Origin of the sequence: Pseudomonas sp. NBRC 111132, from assembly GCF_001320565.1 — a bacterium.
GTDB classification, from domain to species: Bacteria; Pseudomonadota; Gammaproteobacteria; order Pseudomonadales; family Pseudomonadaceae; genus Aquipseudomonas; species Aquipseudomonas putida_P.
On record NZ_BCBI01000039.1, the window covers coordinates 1 to 18,318 of the forward strand.

The following is an 18,318-nucleotide window of genomic DNA, read 5'->3' on the forward strand; positions in this document are numbered from 1 at the left end:
GACTCAACAGGGTGGCTAGCTTTACTTCGCTACCGCGTTGGAGTGGTGCGCATTATAGGGCGGCCTTCACGGAGGTCAACCTTTAATTTCAATGATTTGAAATATATCTGCTGCAAACACCTCAGGGCTACCACGCGCCCCTGCAATTGCGCACTATATTGCTCACCTCCCACCCGCCCAAGGATCGCCGCACCTAAATGAACACCCAACCCCGCAGCCTGGCCGCTACCCTTTTCCCGATCGGCCTGCTGCTAATCGCCATGGCATCGATTCAGTCCGGGGCCTCCCTGGCCAAAAGCATGTTTCCCATCATTGGCGCCCAAGGCACCACCACCCTGCGCCTGATCTTCGCCAGCATCATCATGCTCCTTATACTGCGCCCGTGGCGGGTACGCATGACCGCCAACACATTGCGTAACGTGGTCATCTACGGCATGGCGCTGGGTGGCATGAACTTCCTCTTCTATATGGCCTTGCAAACGCTGCCTATCGGTATTGCCGTGGCCCTGGAGTTCACCGGCCCACTGGCCGTGGCGATTTTCTCCTCGCGCCGACCGATCGACTTCCTATGGATTGCCCTGGCCATCGCCGGCTTGCTGCTATTGCTGCCGGCAGGCCAAAGCGGCCAGACACTCGACTCACTGGGCGCTGCCTATGCACTGGGCGCGGGTGTGTGCTGGGCCCTATATATCCTGTTCGGGCAACGTGCGGGAGCAGAGCACGGCATCCAGAGTGCGGCCTTGGGGGTGGTAGTCGCCGCCCTGTTCGTCGCCCCCATTGGTATCGCCCACGCTGGTAGCGCACTGCTCACACCTGCCGTGATCCCGATGGCCCTGGCCGTTGCAGTGCTGTCCACCGCCCTGCCCTACAGCTTGGAAATGGTTGCCCTCACGCGCATCCCGGCGCGCACCTTCGGGACTCTGATGAGCATCGAACCGGCATTTGGCGCATTGTCCGGCCTGCTGTTCCTCGGCGAGGTGCTGACGGTTACACAGTGGCTGGCGATCCTGGCGATCATTACCGCATCGGTCGGCACCACCCTGTCCATGCGCAACACGTCCAAACCGGCCATCGCGGCAGACTGATATGAGAAATATTTTCATTTGAGACAGGATTAATGATTGTAGCGGCCCGCCTCGCTGATTAAGCTGTCACAGAATCATCATCTTTACGCTATCTACTGGACCGAACACGGAAGCTGGGGAAGTTTCAGGAAGAACCGAAGCGATAACGACAGGGCGTGACAACTGATTTGCCCTGCATTTAAGGACAGGAATGAAACGTATTTTTCTCATCCTGGCCATCTTGGCTATTGCTGGATGTGCCGCCACAGCCAAGACCGAGGTCAAAAGGGGCAAAAAGGGCCTGCATATCAATTGCTCCGGCCTTTCCTCCTCGTGGGATAATTGCTACAGCAAGGCCGCAAGCTCCTGCAGCACGCGGGGCTACCGGGTCATTGCACGCTCGGGCGATAGCGATGAAGAGGCCGGTGACTACTTGTTCGGCATCAACCCGGCGGGGTACACCAGCCGCAGCATGATCGTCATGTGCAAGTAGTGAAAAGGGCAGCTCGTAAGCTGCCCTTTTTCATTTGCCTTACAGCGGCGCAGTACGTGCCTCCAGCCAGGCCAGTGCATCACCCTTGAGTAGAGGCGCAAGGCGCTCTCGCACATTGGCATGATAGCCGTTCAGCCACTCCACCTCTTCCTTTACCAGCAGCGCGGGCAGCAGACAGCGGGTATCGATCGGGCACAGGGTCAAGGTCTCGAAGCACAGGAAATCGCCGAACGCACTCCTGCCCGCTTCGCGGTTTACCACCAGGTTCTCGATACGTACCCCCCACTGCCCCGGCCGGTACGTACCCGGCTCGATCGAGCTGATCATGCCCGCTTGCATCGCCGTCTGCGGTGCAGCCACTGCCTGATAGGCAATTACTTGCGGCCCTTCGTGTACGTTCATGAAGTAGCCCACCCCGTGCCCGGTGCCATGGCCATAGTCGACCTGGTCAGCCCAGATCGGCGCCCGGGCGATAGCGTCGAGCAACGGCGACAGTACCCCCCGCGGGAACGTGGCACGCGATAGGGCAATCATGCCCTTCAGTACCCGCGTGCAGTCCTGCTTCTGTGCATGGCTGGGGTTACCGACTGGCACCATGCGGGTGATGTCGGTGGTGCCGCCCAGGTATTGCCCACCCGAGTCGATCAGCAGCAAGCCATCACCTTCGATGACCGCATGCGACTGCTCGGTGGCACGGTAATGCGGCATGGCGCCATTGCCATTGAAGGCGGCAATGGTCGAGAAGCTCAGCGACACGAAATTCGGGCGCCGGGCACGTGCGGCACTCAATTGCTCGTCAACTGTAAGCTCAGTGACAACCTCTCGCCCAAGGTTCGCCTCGAACCAGGCAAAGAACTCGCACAAGGCTGCGCCGTCTTGCTCCATGACCTGGCGGATATGCACCAAGTCATCGCCGCCTTTGCAGGACTTGCTCAGCGTGGTGGGGTTTAGCCCCTCGACCAGCACCACCTCTGCCGCCAGGTTGGCCAACAGGCCGCAGGTGACACGGGCAGGATCCACCAGCAACCGCCCACCCGCCGCAACAGCGGCAAGGGCCTTGCCTGCCTCGCTATAGTCGCGCACCTCGATGCCGTCGACCGCCAGCACCTGGAGAAGGTGCGCATCCACCTTGTCCTGGCCTACGAACAAAATGGCCTGCTGCTGGTTGATCAAGGCAAAGGCCAGGAAAACCGGGTTGTAGGAGACATCGCTACCGCGCAGGTTGAACAACCAGGCAATGTCATCGAGGGTTGCGATAAAGTGCCAGTCGGCCCCCTTGTCCTGGATGCCCTGGCGCAGTTGCGCGAGCTTTTCCGCCCGGCTCACCGTGGCATGTGGCGGCAAGTGCTGGTACACAGGGTTGGCTGGGAGCGCCGGGCGCCCGTCCCAGACCTGGGCCAGCAGGTCCTTGTCGGTCACCAGCCGCGCCCCACGTGCCTTCAGCCGCTCACCTAGCTGGCGCGCCGAAGCCAGGGCCATGACCGCACCATCTACCGCGACGCTACCGTTGGGCTTGACGTTATCACCCAGCCACTCCAGCGCCCCTGGCTTGCCTGGCAACAGTTTCATCAGTTCGATGCCGCTGCCCGCCAGCTCGTGATCCGCCTGCTCCCAGTAGCGGCTATCGACCCACAGCCCGGCGAACCCAGAGGTGACCACCAGCGTACCGACCGAGCCATGGAACCCCGACAGCCACTGGCGCCCCTGCCAGTGACCGGGCAGGTATTCGGAAAGATGAGGGTCGGCCGAGGGTACCAGCAAGGCATCGATGCCCCCTGCCGCCATGGCCTCGCGCACGTGCGCCAGTCGCTGTGGCACGCTTTGCTCAAGGGTGGTCTGGACGTTCATGCGCTCTCCTGCGGTTACATCAGAATTGATCCAATACACCGATAATGGAACAGCCGCCAGAGCCCTGCAATCGCCGCTGCACAAACAGGACACTTCCTACAGCTGGGCCTGGACCACCGATCCAGTTTTGCTGAACTTACCCAAGGCACCGGCTTCACACACAGTACATTCATTGCACACAGGCAAATGACCATGCCCAGTGCCAGCGAACCGAAAGCCGGCGTGGTGCTGCTCGATACCCGCGATCACACCCCCGAACATGAGCATGCCGTGCACCTCAAGCTTGCCGATGGCCTGGCCGGCCTGCTGGGCTGCCCGCACGTGAAACCCACCCCCTCAGCAACCGCCGTCGATGGCTACTACTACCTGCCCACCGAAACCCTGATCGACGCCAGACGTCAGGCCGCTAGAGGTATCCGCAGCGAGCAGGATCTGTTTGGCGGGCTGGTCGACCAGCCCTACATGGCAACCAAGGCGATCTCTCACCCGCTACCGGCCGGGGCCAGTTTTCCGCCGGGCTGGACCGATGACTTCGCCCGGCAGGCCAGTGACGCCTTGCTGCGCGGCTATACCGTATTCAGCAAAGCCGATGCGCGCACTGCTGCACAGCTACTGCTGCTCGACGGCCCCGTGCGGGTCAAGCCCGTGTTGGCCTGCGCAGGGCGCGGGCAGCAAGTCATCACCCTGGCAGACGCGCTGGAGCCCCTGCTGGCCGCCATGGACGACCAGCAGTTGGCACGGTGGGGGCTAGTACTCGAAGAGGACTTGAGCGACGTGCAAACCTTCAGCGTCGGCCAGGTGCGCGTCGCCGGCCTGACCTGCAGCTATCACGGCACTCAACAACTGACCCGCGACCATCAAGGCACCGAGGTGTACGGAGGTTCCGATCTGGTGGTGGTACGCGGCGACTACCAGGCACTCCTCCAGCTCCCCATGGAAGAACACCTGCGACTGGCCATCAACCAGGCCATCACCTACGAGCAGGCTGCCGAGCAGCACTTCCCTGGTTTCATTGCCTCCCGGCGCAACTACGACATCGCCCGCGGCCTCGATTCGCAGGGCCACCTGCGCAGCGGCGTACTCGAACAATCCTGGCGCCTGGGCGGTGCCAGCAGCGCCGAGCTGTTGGCCCTGCAGGCTTTTGCCGATGACCCGGCATTACAGCGGGTGCGAGCCTCCACCCATGAAGTGTTCGGCACCCCCGACCTGCCCACTGACGCCACCCTCTTCTACCAAGGAAACGACAGTGAACTCGGACAACTCAGCAAATTTGCGCGGATTCGCGAACATGACCATTCAGAGTGAAACCGTTGAACTGCAGGTCGAAAATGATCGTATCGTCGGCACCCTGGTCAGCCCGGGCAGCAAGATGCCAGGTATTCTCTTCGTCCACGGCTGGGGCGGCAGCCAGCAACGCGACCTCGCCCGCGCCCGGCATATTACCGGGCTGGGTTGCGTGTGCATGACGTTCGACCTGCGCGGCCACGAAAAAACCGAGAGCCAGCGCCTCACGGTCACGCGTGAGCAAAACTTGCAGGACTTGCTGGCGGCCTACGATCGACTGGTCAGTCACCCGGCCGTCGATAGCAGCGCCATCGCCATCATCGGCAGCAGCTATGGCGGTTACCTGGCCACCCTGCTGACCCGCGAACGGTCAGTCAGATGGCTGGCCCTGCGGGTACCTGCCATGTATTGGGACGATGAATGGGGCAGCCCCAAGCAAACGCTCGACCGTCAACGCCTGAACGACTACCGCCGACGCCCGCTCGGCCCGGCGGACAACCGCGCGCTGGCCGCCTGCGCCGAATTCAGCGGGGATGTACTGCTGGTGGAGTCCGAGCAGGACGACTACGTACCGCACAGTACACTGATGAGCTACCGCTCCGCGTTCATCAGTGCCCACTCGCTCACCCATCGCATTGTCGACGGCGCCGACCACGCACTGTCCAGCGAAGAAAGCCAGAAAGCCTACAGCTCGATCCTGGCGGCATGGATCGGCGAAATGGTCATCGGTGCCCGTCTGGACCGCTACCCGCACTATGCACCCTGGTATGCATGAGGCTCGCCCACCTGGCAATGCAGGCCGCCATCCGTGCCGCGCACCAGACTGCGCAGGGCCTGGTAGGCGGCGAAGTTGACGCCCCGGGCCTGATGCTGCCCCAGCAGGTCAAGGAACGATTCTTCGACGAAGTGCACTGCCGCCTCCGCCCAGGCCTGGCGTGACTGCCATTGCAGGTACTGCAACACCCGGCTGCCATCGTCACTGGCCTGGATGCTCACACCCTGCAAGCCTTCGCAACGCGTGGCCAACACTTCGCTACGCGCCACCAGGGCCTGGGCCAGTGCGTGCTGGCACACGCTGGGCACTTCATATTCGATCATCTGGGTGAACCACAAGGCATGAGCGTTTGCCGACATCGACGGTCTCCTGGATAAGGACGCATGCAGCGCGATGCCGAGCAGGGTAAAACCTCAAGCAAAGTCAAGGTCAAGTGGTTTCTACATACCCTGATCGGACACCGCAAACCGCCGCCGATAGTCGCTCGGGGTAAAGCCGGTGACGCGTTGGAACACCTTGCGAAAGGCGCCCGGATCCTGGTAGCCCACACCCCAGGCGATCTGTTCGACGTTGCGCCGGGTAAACTCCAGCAAACGGCACGCCCGCCCTACCCTGACCTGCTGGCAGTACTCGGTCGGGCGTAGCCCGGTAGCAGCACGAAATCGCCGCAAGAAGGTCCGCGCCTCCAGCCCCGCGCAGGCAGCCATCGCGGCCAGGTCGGCATCCTGCCCACCATTGCCCTGCAACCAGTGTTGTACTTTCAGCACGGCCTCGTCACCGTGATCCAGGCGCGGGCTGAATACAGCCCCGGGCAGCGTCGCCGTGACCGGATCGACGGCCAGATAGCGGGCGGTCTCCCGTGCCACCGTAGCCCCCAGAAAGCGCTCCAGCAGGCGCAAGCCCAAGTCGGTCCAGGCCATGAGCCCGGCCGAGGTCACGATGTCCCCGTCATCCAGCAACGGCTGCTGGGCCTCTACCCGCACCTTGGGGAAGCGCTGTGCAAGCGCCTGTACATAGTTCCAGTGGGTGCAGGCCGGGCGCCCGTCCAGCAGGCCGCTGGCGGCAATGAAAAACACCCCGATACATACTGACGCCAGCACCGTACCCTGCACGTGCAGTTGGCACAGCAACGCGCGGTGACGTTCGAGCAGCTCGGCTTGCGGAGCCGACTCCAGGCTCGGCGGAATGATCAAAACGCGCAAGCCCAGCCCGGCATCAGCCGGGCTATCCGGGGCAGGCAGCAATCGTCCCAATTCATCTGCCTGCCAGAAGCTGACGCGAATAGTCGGCAACCCAACGCCACCCAGCTCGGCCGCAACCCGGTTGGCCACCAGGAACAGGTCGGCCAGCCCATGCACGGCGGCGCGCTGCACGCCGGGGTACAGCAGCAGACCGATGTCCAGGCTGGCTGGGGTGTCAGTTTTTGCCCGCATAGTGTCGTTCGCGCCAATCCTCATGTCAGTGCACACAGCCTATAACTAACGTCTATCCACGACTACTGCCACAGGAGGCAGCATGAGCAAGCAGGCACTGATCATCATCGACATCCAGAACGACTACTTCCCGGGCGGCAAGTGGACACTTGATGGCGCCGACCAGGCGGCCGACAACGCTGCACGCTTATTGGCAGCAGCGCGCCAGCGTGGCGACCTGGTGGTGCACGTGCGGCATGAGTTCGACAGCGCCGATGCGCCATTCTTCGCCCCAGGCTCGCAGGGTGCGGCCATCCACTCCAAGGTCGCGCCGGTAAAAGGCGAGCCGGTGGTGCTCAAGCACAAGGTCAATGCCTTCCTAGGCACCGAGCTTGAGCACACGCTGGACCGGCATGGTGTCGAGGCCCTGACCATTGCCGGCAGCATGAGCCACATGTGCATCGACGCCGCTACCCGCGCCGCGGCAGATCTGGGCTATACGGTGACCGTGGCGCACGATGCCTGCGCGACCCTACCACTGGAATTCGACGGCAAGCAGGTGCCGGCGGCGCAGGTGCATGATTCGGCGATGGCGGCGTTGGCGTTTGCCTACGCCAAGGTGGTGAAGACCGAAGAACTGCTGAAAGATTGATCAGCTCGAGAGCTTTGGGGGCTGCTGTGCAGCCCCTAAAGCTGCAAGCTCAAATCACCACATTGCGCACAAACCGCACCGCCACCGCGCCATCGTTACGGTAGGCATACCGGCAATTGCTGGGGAACACGTGGAACTGCCCCACCTGCAAGCGATGCTCGACATCTTCGATGATCAGCGTCAATTGCCCTTCGGCCACATAAATCTGCTCGCTCCAGCCTTCGGCATCAGCCTCGCTGGAATAGCACTCGCCCGGTGCGAGGGTCCACTCCCACAGCTCCACCTCGCGCCGTGCCGCACTGGTGCCAAGCAACACCGCCCTGCTCTGCGGATGTTCGCCAGCCCAGGCCAGCTCTTCGATGCGCCCGGGGTCGCGCAGGTCTGGCGCCTGGATCAGGGTACTGAAGGCCACGCCCAAGGCTTCAGCGATCAAGTCCAGGGTGGTCAAGCTGACATTCTTCTCGCCCGCCTCGATCGCTACCAGCATGCGGCGGCTGACCCCGGAGCGCTCGGCAAGCGCCGTCTGGCTCATTCCGGCAGCGTTGCGCAGGCTGCGCACATTGAGGCTGACATGTTGCAGCACCGATGCCCGGTGCAAAGAATCTTTGTGCACTATATTGCTCACTGGTCAAGATTGCGCAGTATACTGCCCACTTTTGCGGCGATTGTGCGCCGCCCCCCGCCGAGTGTGCAAGACCATGAGCCAGCCCAGCAGCAAGTCGACCTCCACCGTTACCTTTCGCCTGAGCAAGGCCGAACTGGTGCTGGTGTTCATCACCATGTTGTGGGGCGGCACCTTCCTGCTGGTGCACAACGTGATGACCGTCAGCGGCCCGATGTTCTTCGTCGGCCTGCGCTTTGCGGCAGCCGCGCTGTTCGTAGCCGTGGTGTCGGCACGAGCGCTGCCTGGGCTGACCTTTACCGAACTGAAGGCCGGCATGCTGATCGGTGTGTCGATCATGCTCGGCTACGGCTTGCAGACCATGGGCCTGCAAACCATCAGCAGCAGCCAGTCGGCGTTCATCACCGCACTTTACGTGCCGTTCGTGCCGCTGCTGCAGTGGCTGGTGCTGGGCCGGCGGCCTGGCCTGATGCCCAGCATCGGCATTTGCCTGGCGTTCATCGGCCTGATGCTGCTGGCCGGGCCCGAAGGCGGCAGCCTGCACTTCAGCGAAGGCGAACTGGTCACCTTGGTCAGCGCGGTGGCCATTGCAGGCGAAATCATCCTGATCAGCCGCTATGCAGGCCAGGTCGATGTGCGACGGGTCACCGTCGTGCAGCTGGCGACTGCTTCACTGCTAGCGTTCCTGATGATCGTGCCGACCCAGGAGCGCATCCCCGACTTCTCCTGGCTGCTGCTGACCAGCGCAGTGGGCCTGGGCGCCATGAGCGCAGTCATTCAGGTGGCAATGAACTGGGCGCAAAAGTCGGTCTCCCCCACCCGCGCGACCCTCATCTATGCCGGTGAACCGGTGTGGGCCGGTATCGTCGGGCGCCTAGCCGGCGAGCGCCTGCCGGGCGTGGCGCTGCTTGGCGGCTTGCTGATCGTGATCGCGGTGGTGGTCAGCGAACTCAAGGTGCGCCGCCCGCGCGAAGTCGATGCCGCACGGGACGTGCAAAATTCAGGCGAGCGCCAGGCAGGGCTGTAAAGCCGCCAACTACGACTATGCTTTGTAAAAAACTGTTATAAAAAAACAGCTTGTCACAGCCTGTTTGTAGGATTCTGCGACAGCTTGCGTGTTGGTGATCATCCACTCGGCACGTATGATCTTTGCAAACTTCTCCAGAATAGGCCGCTATGTCTTTGATAGTGCTACTGCTTCTGCCGTTCGTGGGCAGTTGCCTGGCAGCCGTGCTGCCGCACAACGCACGTAACGCCGAGTCCATTCTTGCCGGGCTCGTAGCCCTGGTCGGTACCGTCCAGGTAGCACTTCTGTACCCTCAGATTGCCCACGGTGGCGTAATTCGCGAAGAATTCCTGTGGCTGCCCAGCCTGGGGTTGAACCTGGTGCTGCGCATGGACGGCTTTGCCTGGCTGTTCTCGTTGCTGGTGCTGGGCATTGGTACGCTGGTGTCGCTGTATGCCCGCTACTACATGTCGCCGCAAGACCCGGTACCGCGTTTCTTCGCCTTCTTCCTGGCCTTCATGGGCGCCATGCTCGGCCTGGTGATCTCCGGCAACCTGATCCAGCTGGTGTTCTTCTGGGAACTCACCAGCCTGTTCTCCTTCCTGCTCATCGGCTACTGGCACCACCGCGCCGACGCCCGCCGCGGCGCCTACATGGCGCTGATGGTCACCGGCGCGGGCGGTTTGTGCCTGTTGGTAGGGGCCCTGCTGCTAGGCCATGTGGTCGGCAGCTACGACCTGGACAAGGTCCTGGCTGCCGGCGACACCATCCGCCAGCATGCGCTGTACCCGGTGCTGCTGCCCCTGATCCTCATCGGTGCCCTGAGCAAGAGCGCACAGTTCCCCTTCCATTTCTGGCTGCCCCACGCCATGGCAGCGCCCACCCCGGTATCGGCCTATCTGCACTCCGCCACCATGGTCAAGGCGGGCGTGTTCCTGCTGGCGCGCTTCTGGCCGGTGCTGTCGGGCAGCGATGAGTGGTTCTGGATCGTCGGCGGCGCCGGCGCCCTCACTCTGCTGCTCGGCGCTTTCGCCGCCATGTTCCAGAACGACCTCAAGGGCCTGCTGGCCTATTCGACCATCAGCCACCTGGGCCTCATTACCCTGCTGCTAGGCCTGAACAGCCCGCTGGCGGCCGTTGCCGCCGTGTTCCACATTCTCAACCATGCCACCTTCAAAGCCTCCCTGTTCATGGCCGCCGGTATCATCGACCACGAAAGCGGTACGCGTGACATCCGCCGCCTCAGTGGCCTGATCCGCCTGGTGCCATACACCGCCACCCTGGCCATGGTGGCCAGTGCCTCGATGGCCGGCGTCCCGTTGATGAACGGCTTCCTGTCGAAAGAAATGTTCTTCGCCGAAACCGTATTCATCAGCTCCACCGCCTGGGTCGAAACGACGTTGCCGGTGATCGCCACCCTGGCCGGTACCTTCAGCGTGGCTTATGCCCTGCGCTTCACGGTCGATGTGTTCTTCGGGCCGCCAGCCCAGGACCTGCCCCATACCCCGCACGAGCCGCCACGCTGGATGCGTGCGCCGGTCGAGCTGCTGGTGCTCACCTGCCTGGTAGTGGGCATCTTCCCTGCTCAGTCGGTCGGCCCGCTGCTGGCCGCTGCGGCCCTGCCGGTAGTAGGCGGCACACTGCCGGAATACAGCCTGGCCATCTGGCATGGCTGGAACGCACCGCTGATCATGAGCCTGGTGGCCATGAGCGGCGGCATCGTCCTGTACCTGCTGCTGCGCAAGCAGCTGCGCCTGGGCCGCTTCCCCTACCCACCGCTGATCGAGCGCTTCAACGGCAAGCGCCTGTTCGAGCACGGCCAAGTGCACCTGATGCTGCTGGCACGTCGCATCGAGCGCCTGTTCACCACCCGTCGCCTGCAGTCGCAGCTGTTCATGCTGGTCGTCGCCGCGTTTCTTGCTGGCCTCACGCCCATGCTCTACAGCGGCCTGAGCTGGGGCGACCGGCCGAAGATTCCGGGCTCGGGTGTGTTCGTCGCCCTGTGGCTGATCGCCATTGCCTGCGCCATCGGCGCCGCCTACCAGGCCAAATACCACCGTCTGGCAGCACTGATCATGGTCAGCGTCTGCGGCTTGATGACCTGCATCACCTTCGTCTGGTTCTCCGCGCCCGATCTGGCCCTGACCCAGTTGGTGGTGGAAGTGGTGACTACTGTGCTGATCCTGCTCGGCTTGCGCTGGTTGCCGCGGCGGATCGAAGGTGTGTCGCCGCTGCCCGGCAGCCTGGAGCGCGCGCGCATGCGCCGCCTGCGCGACCTGCTGCTGGCGGTGCTGGTAGGGGGCGGCATGGCCGTGCTGTCCTACGCGATGCTGACCCGGCCGACGCCCAACGATATTTCCTCGTTCTACCTGAGTCGGGCGCTGCCTCAGGGCGGTGGTACCAATGTGGTCAATGTCATGCTGGTCGACTTCCGCGGCTTCGATACCCTCGGTGAAATTACCGTGCTGGTGGCCGTGGCGCTGACCGTGTTCGCCCTGCTGCGGCGCTTCCGCCCACCGAAGGAGAGCATGCAACTGCCGGCGCAGCAGCGCCAGCTGGCGCCCGACGTGGTCACCGACCTGATCAACCCGCGGCACGCCACCGACACCGCACTCGGTTTCATGATGGTGCCGGCGGTACTGGTGCGCCTGCTGCTGCCGATCGCCCTGCTGGTGTCGATGTACTTGTTCATGCGCGGGCACAACCAGCCGGGCGGTGGCTTTGTTGCCGGCCTGGTGATGTCGGTGGCGTTCATCCTGCAGTACATGGTGGCCGGCACCCAGTGGGTCGAAGCACAGATGAGCCTGCGGCCGCTGCGCTGGATGGGCACCGGGCTGCTGTGCGCGACCCTGACTGGAGTCGGTGCCATGTTGCTTGGCTATCCGTTCCTCACCACTCATACCGCCCACCTGCACCTGCCGTTGCTCGGTGACGTGCACGTGGCCAGCGCGCTGTTCTTCGATGTCGGCGTGTACACCGTGGTGGTCGGCTCGACGCTGTTGATCCTCACGGCCCTGGCGCACCAGTCGGTGCGCGCCTACCGCCCGGGCAACCCGGCGAAAACCAGCCAAGCAGGAGCCGCCTGATGGAAGAAGTGATTGCAGTCGCCATCGGCGTGCTGGCCGCCTCGGGGGTGTGGCTGATCCTGCGCCCGCGTACCTACCAGGTAATCATGGGCCTGTGCCTGCTGTCTTACGGGGTCAACCTGTTCATTTTCAGCATGGGCAGCCTGTTCATTGGCAAGGAGCCGATCATCAAGGACGGCGTCACTCAGGACCTGCTGCATTACACCGACCCACTGCCGCAGGCGCTGGTGTTAACCGCCATCGTCATCAGTTTCGCCATGACTGCGCTGTTTCTGGTGGTGCTGCTGGCCTCGCGTGGCCTGACTGGTACCGACCACGTGGATGGCCGGGAGCGTGACGAATGAGTGGCATGAGTCAACTGATCGTCGCCCCCATTCTGCTGCCGCTGATTACTGCATCGGTGATGTTGCTGCTGGGTGAAAAGCACAGGCATATCAAGGCCAGGCTGAACCTGCTGTCAACCTTCGCCGGCCTGGTCATCGCGGTCTCTCTGCTGCTGTGGGTGCGGACCCAGGGCCAGGCAGAGTCGATAGGCGTGTACCTGCCGGGTAACTGGCCGGCGCCATTCGGCATCGTGCTGGTGGTGGACCACTTGTCTGCGCTCTTGCTGACCCTGACCGGGGTCATCGGTTTCAGTGCGCTACTGTTTGCCCGTGCCCGCTGGGACGGCGCCGGGGCCAGCTTCCATGCGCTGTTCCAGATCCAGCTGATGGGCCTGTACGGGGCCTTCCTCACCGCCGACCTGTTCAACCTGTTCGTGTTCTTCGAAGTGCTGCTGGCCGCCTCCTATGGTCTGCTGCTGCATGGCTCGGGTCGCGCTCGGGTGCGCGCCGGCCTGCACTACATCGCCATCAACCTGTTCGCCTCATCGTTGTTCCTGATCGGCGCAGCAATGCTGTATGGCGTGACCGGTACCTTGAACATGGCCGATCTGGCACTGAAGATTCCACTGGTACCGGAGGCCGACCGTGGCCTGCTGCATGCCGGCGCGGCAATCCTGGCCATGGCCTTCCTGGTCAAGGCCGGTATCTGGCCGCTGAACTTCTGGCTGGTGCCAGCCTACGCCTCGGCCAGTGCGCCGGTGGCTGCGCTGTTCGCCATCATGACCAAAGTCGGCCTGTACGCCGTGCTGCGCCTGTGGACGCTGCTGTTCTCCGGGCAGGCCGGAGCCTCGGCGCATTTCGGCGGCGAGTGGCTGGTGTACGGCGGCCTGGTCACTCTGGCGGTGGCAGCAGTATCGATCCTTGCCGCACAGCGCCTGGAGCGCATGGCGGCCCTGAGCATACTGGTCTCGGCCGGCACCCTGCTCGGCGCCGTCGGCTTTGCCCAGTCGGCGCTGACCGGCGCGGCGTTGTTCTATCTGGTCAACTCGACCCTCGCGCTGTGCGCACTGTTCCTGCTCGCTGAACTGGTCGAGCGTTCGCGCTCGGCCAATGAAGCACCGCTGGACGAAGAAGAAGACGCCATGCCCCCACCGCTGGAATCGCTGCACCCGCCCAAAGGCATCAACCTCGACGATGAGCAGAAGGCGGTGATCGGCCAGATCATCCCGTGGACCATGGCCTTCCTCGGCCTCAGCTTCATCGCTTGTGCGCTGCTGATCATCGGCATGCCGCCGCTGTCGGGTTTTGTCGCCAAGCTCAACCTTATCAGCGCGCTATTCAACCCACTGGGCCTCGGCGTGCCCGCCGAACAGCCGCTGAGTGTGGCCGGCTGGGGTCTCGTGGCCTTGCTGATCCTCTCCGGTTTGGCCTCGCTGATCGCCTTCGGCCGCGTTGGCATCCAGCGTTTCTGGAAACCCGAAGAACGGCCCTCGCCGGTACTGCGCCGCTATGAGTGCCTGCCAATCGTCATCCTGCTCGGCCTGTGCATCATACTCAGCCTCAAGGCCGAGCCGTTGCTGCGCTACACCCAGGACACAGCTGCCAGCCTGCAGGCCCCGGACGCCTATATCGAAGCCGTGATGGCCGCCCGGCCGATTCCTGGCCCCACCACGCTCGACGTACAGGTGCAGCCATGAACCGACTGTTCCCCGCCCCACTGCTGTCGGTCTCGCTGTTCGGCCTGTGGCTGTTGCTGAACCTCTCGGTAAGCCCTGGCAACCTGCTGCTAGGCGCCGCACTCGGCGTGCTGGCGCCGCTGCTGATGGCGCCCCTGCGTCCGCAGCATGCCCACGTACGCCGGCCACTGGTCATCGCCAGGCTGATCGCCCGGGTCGGCCTGGATGTAATCATCTCCAACCTGCTGGTTGCTCGTGGCGTGCTGCGTGCCGGCAAGCAGCCTCCACGCTCCGCGTTCGTCCACATACCGCTGGCACTGCGCGACGCGCACGGCCTGGCAGCGCTGTCGATGATTACCACGGTGGTACCGGGCACCGTCTGGTCCGAACTGGCGCTGGACCGCAGTGTCTTGCTGCTGCACGTGTTCGACCTGGAGGATGAAGCGGCCTTCATCCAACACTTCAAGGACACCTACGAACGCCCGCTGATGGAGATTTTCCAATGACAGGCCTGCTCGCCAATGCTGTTCTCGCCAGCCTGTTCATCTTCGCCCTGGCCATGGGCCTGGCGCTGATCCGGCTGTTCCGTGGCCCATCCGCCCAGGACCGTGTGCTGGCGCTGGACTACCTGTACATCCTGGCCATGCTGACCATGCTGGTGCTGGGTATCCGCTATGCCAGTGACACCTATTTCGAGGGTGCCCTGCTGATTGCGCTGTTCGGCTTCGTCGGCTCGTTTGCCCTGGCCAAGTTCCTGCTGCGCGGTGAGGTGATCGAATGACTGAAACCCTGGTACTGCCGTTTTGGCTGGAACTGGTCACCGCCGCGCTGCTGCTGACCGGCAGCCTGTTCGCCCTGATCGGTGCGATAGGCCTGGTGCGCCTGAAAGACTACTTCCAACGCATGCACCCGCCCGCACTGGCCTCGACCATTGGCGCCTGGTGCGTGGCACTGGCCTCGATCATCTATTTCTCGTGGCTCAAGGACGCCCCGGTGCTGCATGCCTGGCTGATCCCGATACTGCTGTCGATCACCGTGCCGGTCACCACGCTACTGCTGGCGCGGGCGGCGCTGTTCCGCAAGCGCATGTCGAAAGAGCCGGTTCCTGAAGAGGTCAGCAGCGGCAGCGACCGAGGTAACTGAAGGGTTGCCGCCTCAGCCTTGGCTGAGGCGCTGCAACTCGCGCCGAACCATGGCGGCATATGGCGGCGGGCTGAGGCCATAGAGCTCAGCAGCCACCCAGTTCAACCAGGTGCCTTTCAGCTCCTCGCGCTTGGCCAGCATGCGTTCGGCCTCGGCCACGGCATGTGCTTGGTGCTGCCGATGAAACTCGGACCGCGAGGCAGGACCGTCGTCAGCGTCGGTCATTCACTGGCCTTGAACGTGGTCAGTTCACCCTTGCGCCACTTGGCAACTTTGCCGGTCACCGCTTTGAGCAACTTGCCCAGGCCTTCCTGCACTTGTTGCTGCGCGGCGAACACCAGCATCACGCCATGCCCTTCCCGAAACACGATCCCATCGCCTTCCGGCACCGAAACGAAGGCGTAATCGCCCACGCCATACACATTCAACTTTATTTCGCGAAAGCGCATTTCCAGCTTGCCGCCTTCGCGGCTGGGCAATACGGCAGCGCGGAAGTGGTCGCCGACTTTCAGCTCAAGGCGCTGTTTGTCATCGACCACCAGTGCACTTTCGGTGTCGATTTCGGCCATGTACAGGCCTTCGGGATTCTGTTCGGTGACATAGATGAAGCGACCCTGGAACAGTTGGGCCAATTTACCGCGCAAGTCGCCCAAGGCGAACAACGCATGAGTATCAAGTGTGCTGACTGCCAATGAAGTAATCCTCAACCGGTTACAACCCGCCCTCTCCCAAGCTCGGGGAGGCACGGCCACTTCTTATCGATAGGCGAAAAGAGTAATAAAGCGATATGCGAAATGTCTGTGCTCGCTGACGATGCAGCGTGCAGGAATCTTTACTCTGGTCTGCCAGATTCGCCTTCAACCGAAGGCGTTTGGCTCATCCCCGGTTAGGGAAGTGTGATGCCTGAGATCACTCGCCAGAAAACGCAACCATGGGAGTGAGCCTGCAAGAAAACAAGCCCTGGCATCCATGTGCGCATTACTGTAGGACAAATATGCCCGAAAACACTGAAACACGTCGAGAGGCAATAAACATTTTCAGGCTGCCAACCCCTTCTTCAGCTGCTGCTGCCAGGCAGCCTGGCACTCCAGCGCTTCTTCACGCGTGGCAAACGCGGTGCCACGGCGCTCGCCATTGACCAGCACCACCCAGCAAATGCGCTTACCCAGTGCCTGCAGGGTGGCCGGCACACCCGAACCAATCATCACGGCTACATCGACTCGGCTATTCATCATTCCCTCCGGAATTTAATTAGCACCCTAACGATAAGGCCATGATACGCCTGCCTGCGAAGAGAAAACAGCGCATGCCAGTACAGCAGTGTTTCTTATGGCGCAACAAAAACGGCGGCGACGACAAGCGCAAAAAGCCCCAGGGATCGCTCCGTGGGGCTTTGCACCTGGCGCGGGTTATACCTGGCGCTGGTGGCGGTCGAGCTGCTCGTGGCGCTCCTGGGCTTCGATGCAGTACTTGGTGGTCGGGCTGATCAGCAGGCGCTTCAGGCCGATTGGCTCACCACTGTCATCGCACCAGCCGAAGCTTTCGTCGGTAATGCGGTCCAGGGCCATTTCCAGCTGTGGCAGCAGGCGTTGGTCGCGGTCGATGGCATTTACCAGCCAGCTACGTTCTTCTTCGACCGAAGCCACGTCGGCAGGGTCCGACGGGGTGTCAAGGCCTTCGATGGTGGTGCGGCTGAGCTCGATGCGTTCATGGGTTTCGACTTTCATCGCCTGCAGCAGCTCAGTGAAGAAGGCCAGCTGGTCGGCGTTCATGTAGTCATCGGCCGACATGGCCAGCAACTGTTCCTTGGTCATCGATTTCTCTATGAAAAAATGTGCATTTGGGCGATTCATGTGCCGCCGACGCCTTGGCATCGGCAGCGGAATTCTTCAAGCGCCAACCGGCACTCTTTTACAGGGGGCGGCAGTCTAAGGCGCCACGTCGCGTGGAGCAACTGCAAATGGGTGCGAATTTGCTTCCAGTGCTTACAATCCGCCGGTCGGTGCAGGGATGGCTGGTCTTGGGAGGCTCGCCACAACCTTTTCAGCGCCCATGAGATCGAGCGCCACCCGCCCGGCGCTCGATCTCACAGCGACCAGACCTCTCAAGGCATGCACCTGGAGGCCCAGCCCAAATTCCCAGCTGGCATCAACGATCCTTGAACTGCGCCTCGCGCTTGGCGATGAAGGCGGCCATGCCTTCTTTCTGGTCTTCAGTGGAGAAAGCCGCATGGAAGACCCGGCGTTCAAAGCGCACGCCCTCGCTGAGGGTAACTTCAAACGCTCGGTTAACGCTCTCCTTGACCATCATGCTCACCGGGATCGATTTGCTGGCAATGGTCGCAGCCACCTTAAGCGCCTCTTCCAGCAACTCCGCCTGCGGCACGATTCGCGCCACCAGGCCAGCCCTCTCAGCCTCTTCAGCCCCCATCAGGCGGCCAGTCAGGCACAGTTCCATGGCCTTGGCCTTACCCACGGCACGGGTCAGACGCTGGGTACCGCCCATGCCCGGCAACACGCCAAGGTTGATTTCCGGTTGACCGAACTTGGCGTTGTCGGCGGCGAGGATAAAGTCACACATCATCGCCAACTCGCAGCCGCCGCCCAGCGCGAAGCCGGAGACCGCAGCGATGATCGGCTTGCGCCGGTTGGCAATGCGGTCAGCATCGCTGAACAGGTCGTCGACGTAGATCTGCGGGTATTGCAGTTCGGCCATTTCCTTGATGTCGGCGCCAGCGGCAAAGGCCTTGGCCGAACCTGTCAGCACCACGCAACCGATATTCGGGTCACGCTCGAGCTGGTCAAGGGCCTGGTTGATCTCGCCGACAATCTGCGCGTTCAGCGCATTGAGGGCTTGCGGGCGGTTGAGGGTGATCAGGCCGACCTTGCCGTGGATGTCCAACAGGATGGTTTCGAATGCCATGCAGTCTGCTCC

21 protein-coding genes are annotated in these 18,318 nt (G+C 62.6%); 12 read left to right on the forward strand and 9 right to left on the reverse strand.

Annotation, left to right across the window (positions count from 1 at the left end):
- Positions 1 to 197 precede the first annotated feature (197 nt).
- Together rhtA and APH35_RS18425 are read left to right on the forward strand one after the other, a co-directional pair.
- Entirely contained in the window at positions 198 to 1,085 is an 888-nt protein-coding gene (gene rhtA, locus APH35_RS18420; protein WP_060515233.1) for a threonine/homoserine exporter RhtA, read from the forward strand.
- A 190-nt stretch (positions 1,086 to 1,275) separates the two neighbouring features.
- Complete coding sequence (locus APH35_RS18425; RefSeq protein ID WP_012271522.1) at positions 1,276 to 1,557, forward strand: hypothetical protein; 282 nt, start codon at positions 1,276 to 1,278, stop codon at positions 1,555 to 1,557.
- Positions 1,558 to 1,596: 39 nt separating this feature from the next.
- Here the strand turns inward: APH35_RS18425 and APH35_RS18430 are convergent, their stop codons facing one another.
- Positions 1,597 to 3,405: an aminopeptidase P family protein gene (locus APH35_RS18430; protein ID WP_060515234.1), complete on the reverse strand. Its 1,809-nt coding sequence runs from the start codon at positions 3,403 to 3,405 to the stop codon at positions 1,597 to 1,599.
- A gap of 186 nt (positions 3,406 to 3,591) precedes the next feature.
- On the opposite strand from APH35_RS18430, the gene APH35_RS18435 reads away from it, so the two are divergent.
- The gene (locus APH35_RS18435) at positions 3,592 to 4,710 is read left to right on the forward strand and encodes a DUF3182 family protein (protein WP_012271520.1); all 1,119 of its coding nucleotides are present in this window, start codon (positions 3,592 to 3,594) and stop codon (positions 4,708 to 4,710) included.
- Positions 4,694 to 5,464 (forward strand): alpha/beta hydrolase family protein, encoded by a 771-nt coding sequence (locus APH35_RS18440; protein WP_060515235.1) that lies wholly within the window; start codon positions 4,694 to 4,696, stop codon positions 5,462 to 5,464. Before APH35_RS18435 ends, APH35_RS18440 begins: the two co-directional genes overlap by 17 nt.
- Here APH35_RS18440 and APH35_RS18445 read toward each other — a convergent pair.
- Positions 5,443 to 5,823, reverse strand: coding sequence for an antibiotic biosynthesis monooxygenase (locus tag APH35_RS18445; protein WP_060492961.1), 381 nt, complete (start codon positions 5,821 to 5,823; stop codon positions 5,443 to 5,445). The two genes, APH35_RS18440 and APH35_RS18445, sit on opposite strands and share 22 nt — an antisense overlap.
- Before the next feature lie 81 nt (positions 5,824 to 5,904).
- Positions 5,905 to 6,897: a GlxA family transcriptional regulator gene (locus tag APH35_RS18450; protein ID WP_041166447.1), complete on the reverse strand. Its 993-nt coding sequence runs from the start codon at positions 6,895 to 6,897 to the stop codon at positions 5,905 to 5,907.
- Between the two features lie 82 nt (positions 6,898 to 6,979).
- Between APH35_RS18450 and APH35_RS18455 the strand changes: the two genes are divergently transcribed.
- Positions 6,980 to 7,528, forward strand: coding sequence for a cysteine hydrolase family protein (locus APH35_RS18455; RefSeq protein ID WP_012271516.1), 549 nt, complete (start codon positions 6,980 to 6,982; stop codon positions 7,526 to 7,528).
- A 49-nt stretch (positions 7,529 to 7,577) separates the two neighbouring features.
- On the opposite strand, the gene APH35_RS18460 is transcribed toward APH35_RS18455, so the two are convergent.
- Entirely contained in the window at positions 7,578 to 8,141 is a 564-nt protein-coding gene (locus APH35_RS18460; RefSeq protein ID WP_041166446.1) for a helix-turn-helix domain-containing protein, read from the reverse strand.
- An 85-nt stretch (positions 8,142 to 8,226) separates the two neighbouring features.
- On the opposite strand from APH35_RS18460, the gene APH35_RS18465 reads away from it, so the two are divergent.
- The 7 genes from APH35_RS18465 to APH35_RS18495 all read left to right on the forward strand — a co-directional run bounded on the left by APH35_RS18465 (position 8,227) and on the right by APH35_RS18495 (position 15,384).
- Positions 8,227 to 9,177 carry a DMT family transporter gene (locus tag APH35_RS18465; protein ID WP_060492963.1) on the forward strand — a complete coding sequence of 317 codons (951 nt, stop codon included), beginning with the start codon at positions 8,227 to 8,229 and terminating at the stop codon, positions 9,175 to 9,177.
- A gap of 149 nt (positions 9,178 to 9,326) precedes the next feature.
- The gene (locus tag APH35_RS18470; protein WP_012271513.1) at positions 9,327 to 12,242 is read left to right on the forward strand and encodes a monovalent cation/H+ antiporter subunit A; all 2,916 of its coding nucleotides are present in this window, start codon (positions 9,327 to 9,329) and stop codon (positions 12,240 to 12,242) included.
- A complete protein-coding gene (locus tag APH35_RS18475) occupies positions 12,242 to 12,586 on the forward strand; it encodes a Na+/H+ antiporter subunit C (protein WP_003250128.1) in 345 nt (114 codons plus the stop codon). Before APH35_RS18470 ends, APH35_RS18475 begins: the two co-directional genes overlap by 1 nt.
- Positions 12,583 to 14,262, forward strand: coding sequence for a monovalent cation/H+ antiporter subunit D (locus APH35_RS18480; RefSeq protein ID WP_012271512.1), 1,680 nt, complete (start codon positions 12,583 to 12,585; stop codon positions 14,260 to 14,262). Before APH35_RS18475 ends, APH35_RS18480 begins: the two co-directional genes overlap by 4 nt.
- Positions 14,259 to 14,747: a Na+/H+ antiporter subunit E gene (locus tag APH35_RS18485; RefSeq protein WP_012271511.1), complete on the forward strand. Its 489-nt coding sequence runs from the start codon at positions 14,259 to 14,261 to the stop codon at positions 14,745 to 14,747. Before APH35_RS18480 ends, APH35_RS18485 begins: the two co-directional genes overlap by 4 nt.
- Positions 14,744 to 15,022, forward strand: a complete 279-nt coding sequence (locus APH35_RS18490) for a K+/H+ antiporter subunit F (RefSeq protein WP_003250109.1) — start codon at positions 14,744 to 14,746, stop codon at positions 15,020 to 15,022. The genes APH35_RS18485 and APH35_RS18490 overlap by 4 nt, the downstream gene beginning before the upstream one ends.
- Entirely contained in the window at positions 15,019 to 15,384 is a 366-nt protein-coding gene (locus tag APH35_RS18495) for a Na+/H+ antiporter subunit G (protein WP_012271510.1), read from the forward strand. The genes APH35_RS18490 and APH35_RS18495 overlap by 4 nt, the downstream gene beginning before the upstream one ends.
- A 12-nt stretch (positions 15,385 to 15,396) precedes the next feature.
- On the opposite strand, the gene APH35_RS18500 is transcribed toward APH35_RS18495, so the two are convergent.
- From APH35_RS18500 to APH35_RS18520, 5 genes are all read right to left on the reverse strand, one after another.
- Positions 15,397 to 15,609 (reverse strand): hypothetical protein, encoded by a 213-nt coding sequence (locus APH35_RS18500; protein ID WP_060515236.1) that lies wholly within the window; start codon positions 15,607 to 15,609, stop codon positions 15,397 to 15,399.
- Positions 15,606 to 16,076: a hypothetical protein gene (locus APH35_RS18505; RefSeq protein WP_041166445.1), complete on the reverse strand. Its 471-nt coding sequence runs from the start codon at positions 16,074 to 16,076 to the stop codon at positions 15,606 to 15,608. The genes APH35_RS18500 and APH35_RS18505 overlap by 4 nt, the downstream gene beginning before the upstream one ends.
- 345 nt (positions 16,077 to 16,421) lie before the next feature.
- Positions 16,422 to 16,616, reverse strand: a complete 195-nt coding sequence (locus tag APH35_RS18510; protein WP_012271507.1) for a hypothetical protein — start codon at positions 16,614 to 16,616, stop codon at positions 16,422 to 16,424.
- A gap of 177 nt (positions 16,617 to 16,793) precedes the next feature.
- Positions 16,794 to 17,198 carry a TraR/DksA family transcriptional regulator gene (locus tag APH35_RS18515; RefSeq protein ID WP_012271506.1) on the reverse strand — a complete coding sequence of 135 codons (405 nt, stop codon included), beginning with the start codon at positions 17,196 to 17,198 and terminating at the stop codon, positions 16,794 to 16,796.
- Positions 17,199 to 17,532: 334 nt separating this feature from the next.
- Positions 17,533 to 18,306: an enoyl-CoA hydratase gene (locus APH35_RS18520; RefSeq protein ID WP_012271505.1), complete on the reverse strand. Its 774-nt coding sequence runs from the start codon at positions 18,304 to 18,306 to the stop codon at positions 17,533 to 17,535.
- Between the last annotated feature and the right edge of the window lie 12 nt (positions 18,307 to 18,318).

What these genes read in the sequence shown, in the direction of transcription:
- APH35_RS18475 (WP_003250128.1), top strand. Translation starts at nt 12,242, where the DNA reads ATGGAAGAAGTGATTGCAGTCGCCATCGGCGTGCTGGCCGCCTCGGGG.
- APH35_RS18425 (WP_012271522.1), top strand. Translation starts at nt 1,276, where the DNA reads ATGAAACGTATTTTTCTCATCCTGGCCATCTTGGCTATTGCTGGATGT.
- APH35_RS18470 (WP_012271513.1), top strand. Translation starts at nt 9,327, where the DNA reads ATGTCTTTGATAGTGCTACTGCTTCTGCCGTTCGTGGGCAGTTGCCTG.
- rhtA (WP_060515233.1), top strand. Translation starts at nt 198, where the DNA reads ATGAACACCCAACCCCGCAGCCTGGCCGCTACCCTTTTCCCGATCGGC.
- APH35_RS18495 (WP_012271510.1), top strand. Translation starts at nt 15,019, where the DNA reads ATGACTGAAACCCTGGTACTGCCGTTTTGGCTGGAACTGGTCACCGCC.
- APH35_RS18435 (WP_012271520.1), top strand. Translation starts at nt 3,592, where the DNA reads ATGACCATGCCCAGTGCCAGCGAACCGAAAGCCGGCGTGGTGCTGCTC.
- APH35_RS18465 (WP_060492963.1), top strand. Translation starts at nt 8,227, where the DNA reads ATGAGCCAGCCCAGCAGCAAGTCGACCTCCACCGTTACCTTTCGCCTG.
- APH35_RS18440 (WP_060515235.1), top strand. Translation starts at nt 4,694, where the DNA reads ATGACCATTCAGAGTGAAACCGTTGAACTGCAGGTCGAAAATGATCGT.
- APH35_RS18445 (WP_060492961.1), bottom strand. Translation starts at nt 5,823, where the DNA reads ATGTCGGCAAACGCTCATGCCTTGTGGTTCACCCAGATGATCGAATAT.
- APH35_RS18485 (WP_012271511.1), top strand. Translation starts at nt 14,259, where the DNA reads ATGAACCGACTGTTCCCCGCCCCACTGCTGTCGGTCTCGCTGTTCGGC.
- APH35_RS18515 (WP_012271506.1), bottom strand. Translation starts at nt 17,198, where the DNA reads ATGACCAAGGAACAGTTGCTGGCCATGTCGGCCGATGACTACATGAAC.
- APH35_RS18450 (WP_041166447.1), bottom strand. Translation starts at nt 6,897, where the DNA reads ATGCGGGCAAAAACTGACACCCCAGCCAGCCTGGACATCGGTCTGCTG.
- APH35_RS18455 (WP_012271516.1), top strand. Translation starts at nt 6,980, where the DNA reads ATGAGCAAGCAGGCACTGATCATCATCGACATCCAGAACGACTACTTC.
- APH35_RS18510 (WP_012271507.1), bottom strand. Translation starts at nt 16,616, where the DNA reads ATGAATAGCCGAGTCGATGTAGCCGTGATGATTGGTTCGGGTGTGCCG.
- APH35_RS18500 (WP_060515236.1), bottom strand. Translation starts at nt 15,609, where the DNA reads ATGACCGACGCTGACGACGGTCCTGCCTCGCGGTCCGAGTTTCATCGG.
- APH35_RS18480 (WP_012271512.1), top strand. Translation starts at nt 12,583, where the DNA reads ATGAGTGGCATGAGTCAACTGATCGTCGCCCCCATTCTGCTGCCGCTG.
- APH35_RS18430 (WP_060515234.1), bottom strand. Translation starts at nt 3,405, where the DNA reads ATGAACGTCCAGACCACCCTTGAGCAAAGCGTGCCACAGCGACTGGCG.
- APH35_RS18490 (WP_003250109.1), top strand. Translation starts at nt 14,744, where the DNA reads ATGACAGGCCTGCTCGCCAATGCTGTTCTCGCCAGCCTGTTCATCTTC.
- APH35_RS18520 (WP_012271505.1), bottom strand. Translation starts at nt 18,306, where the DNA reads ATGGCATTCGAAACCATCCTGTTGGACATCCACGGCAAGGTCGGCCTG.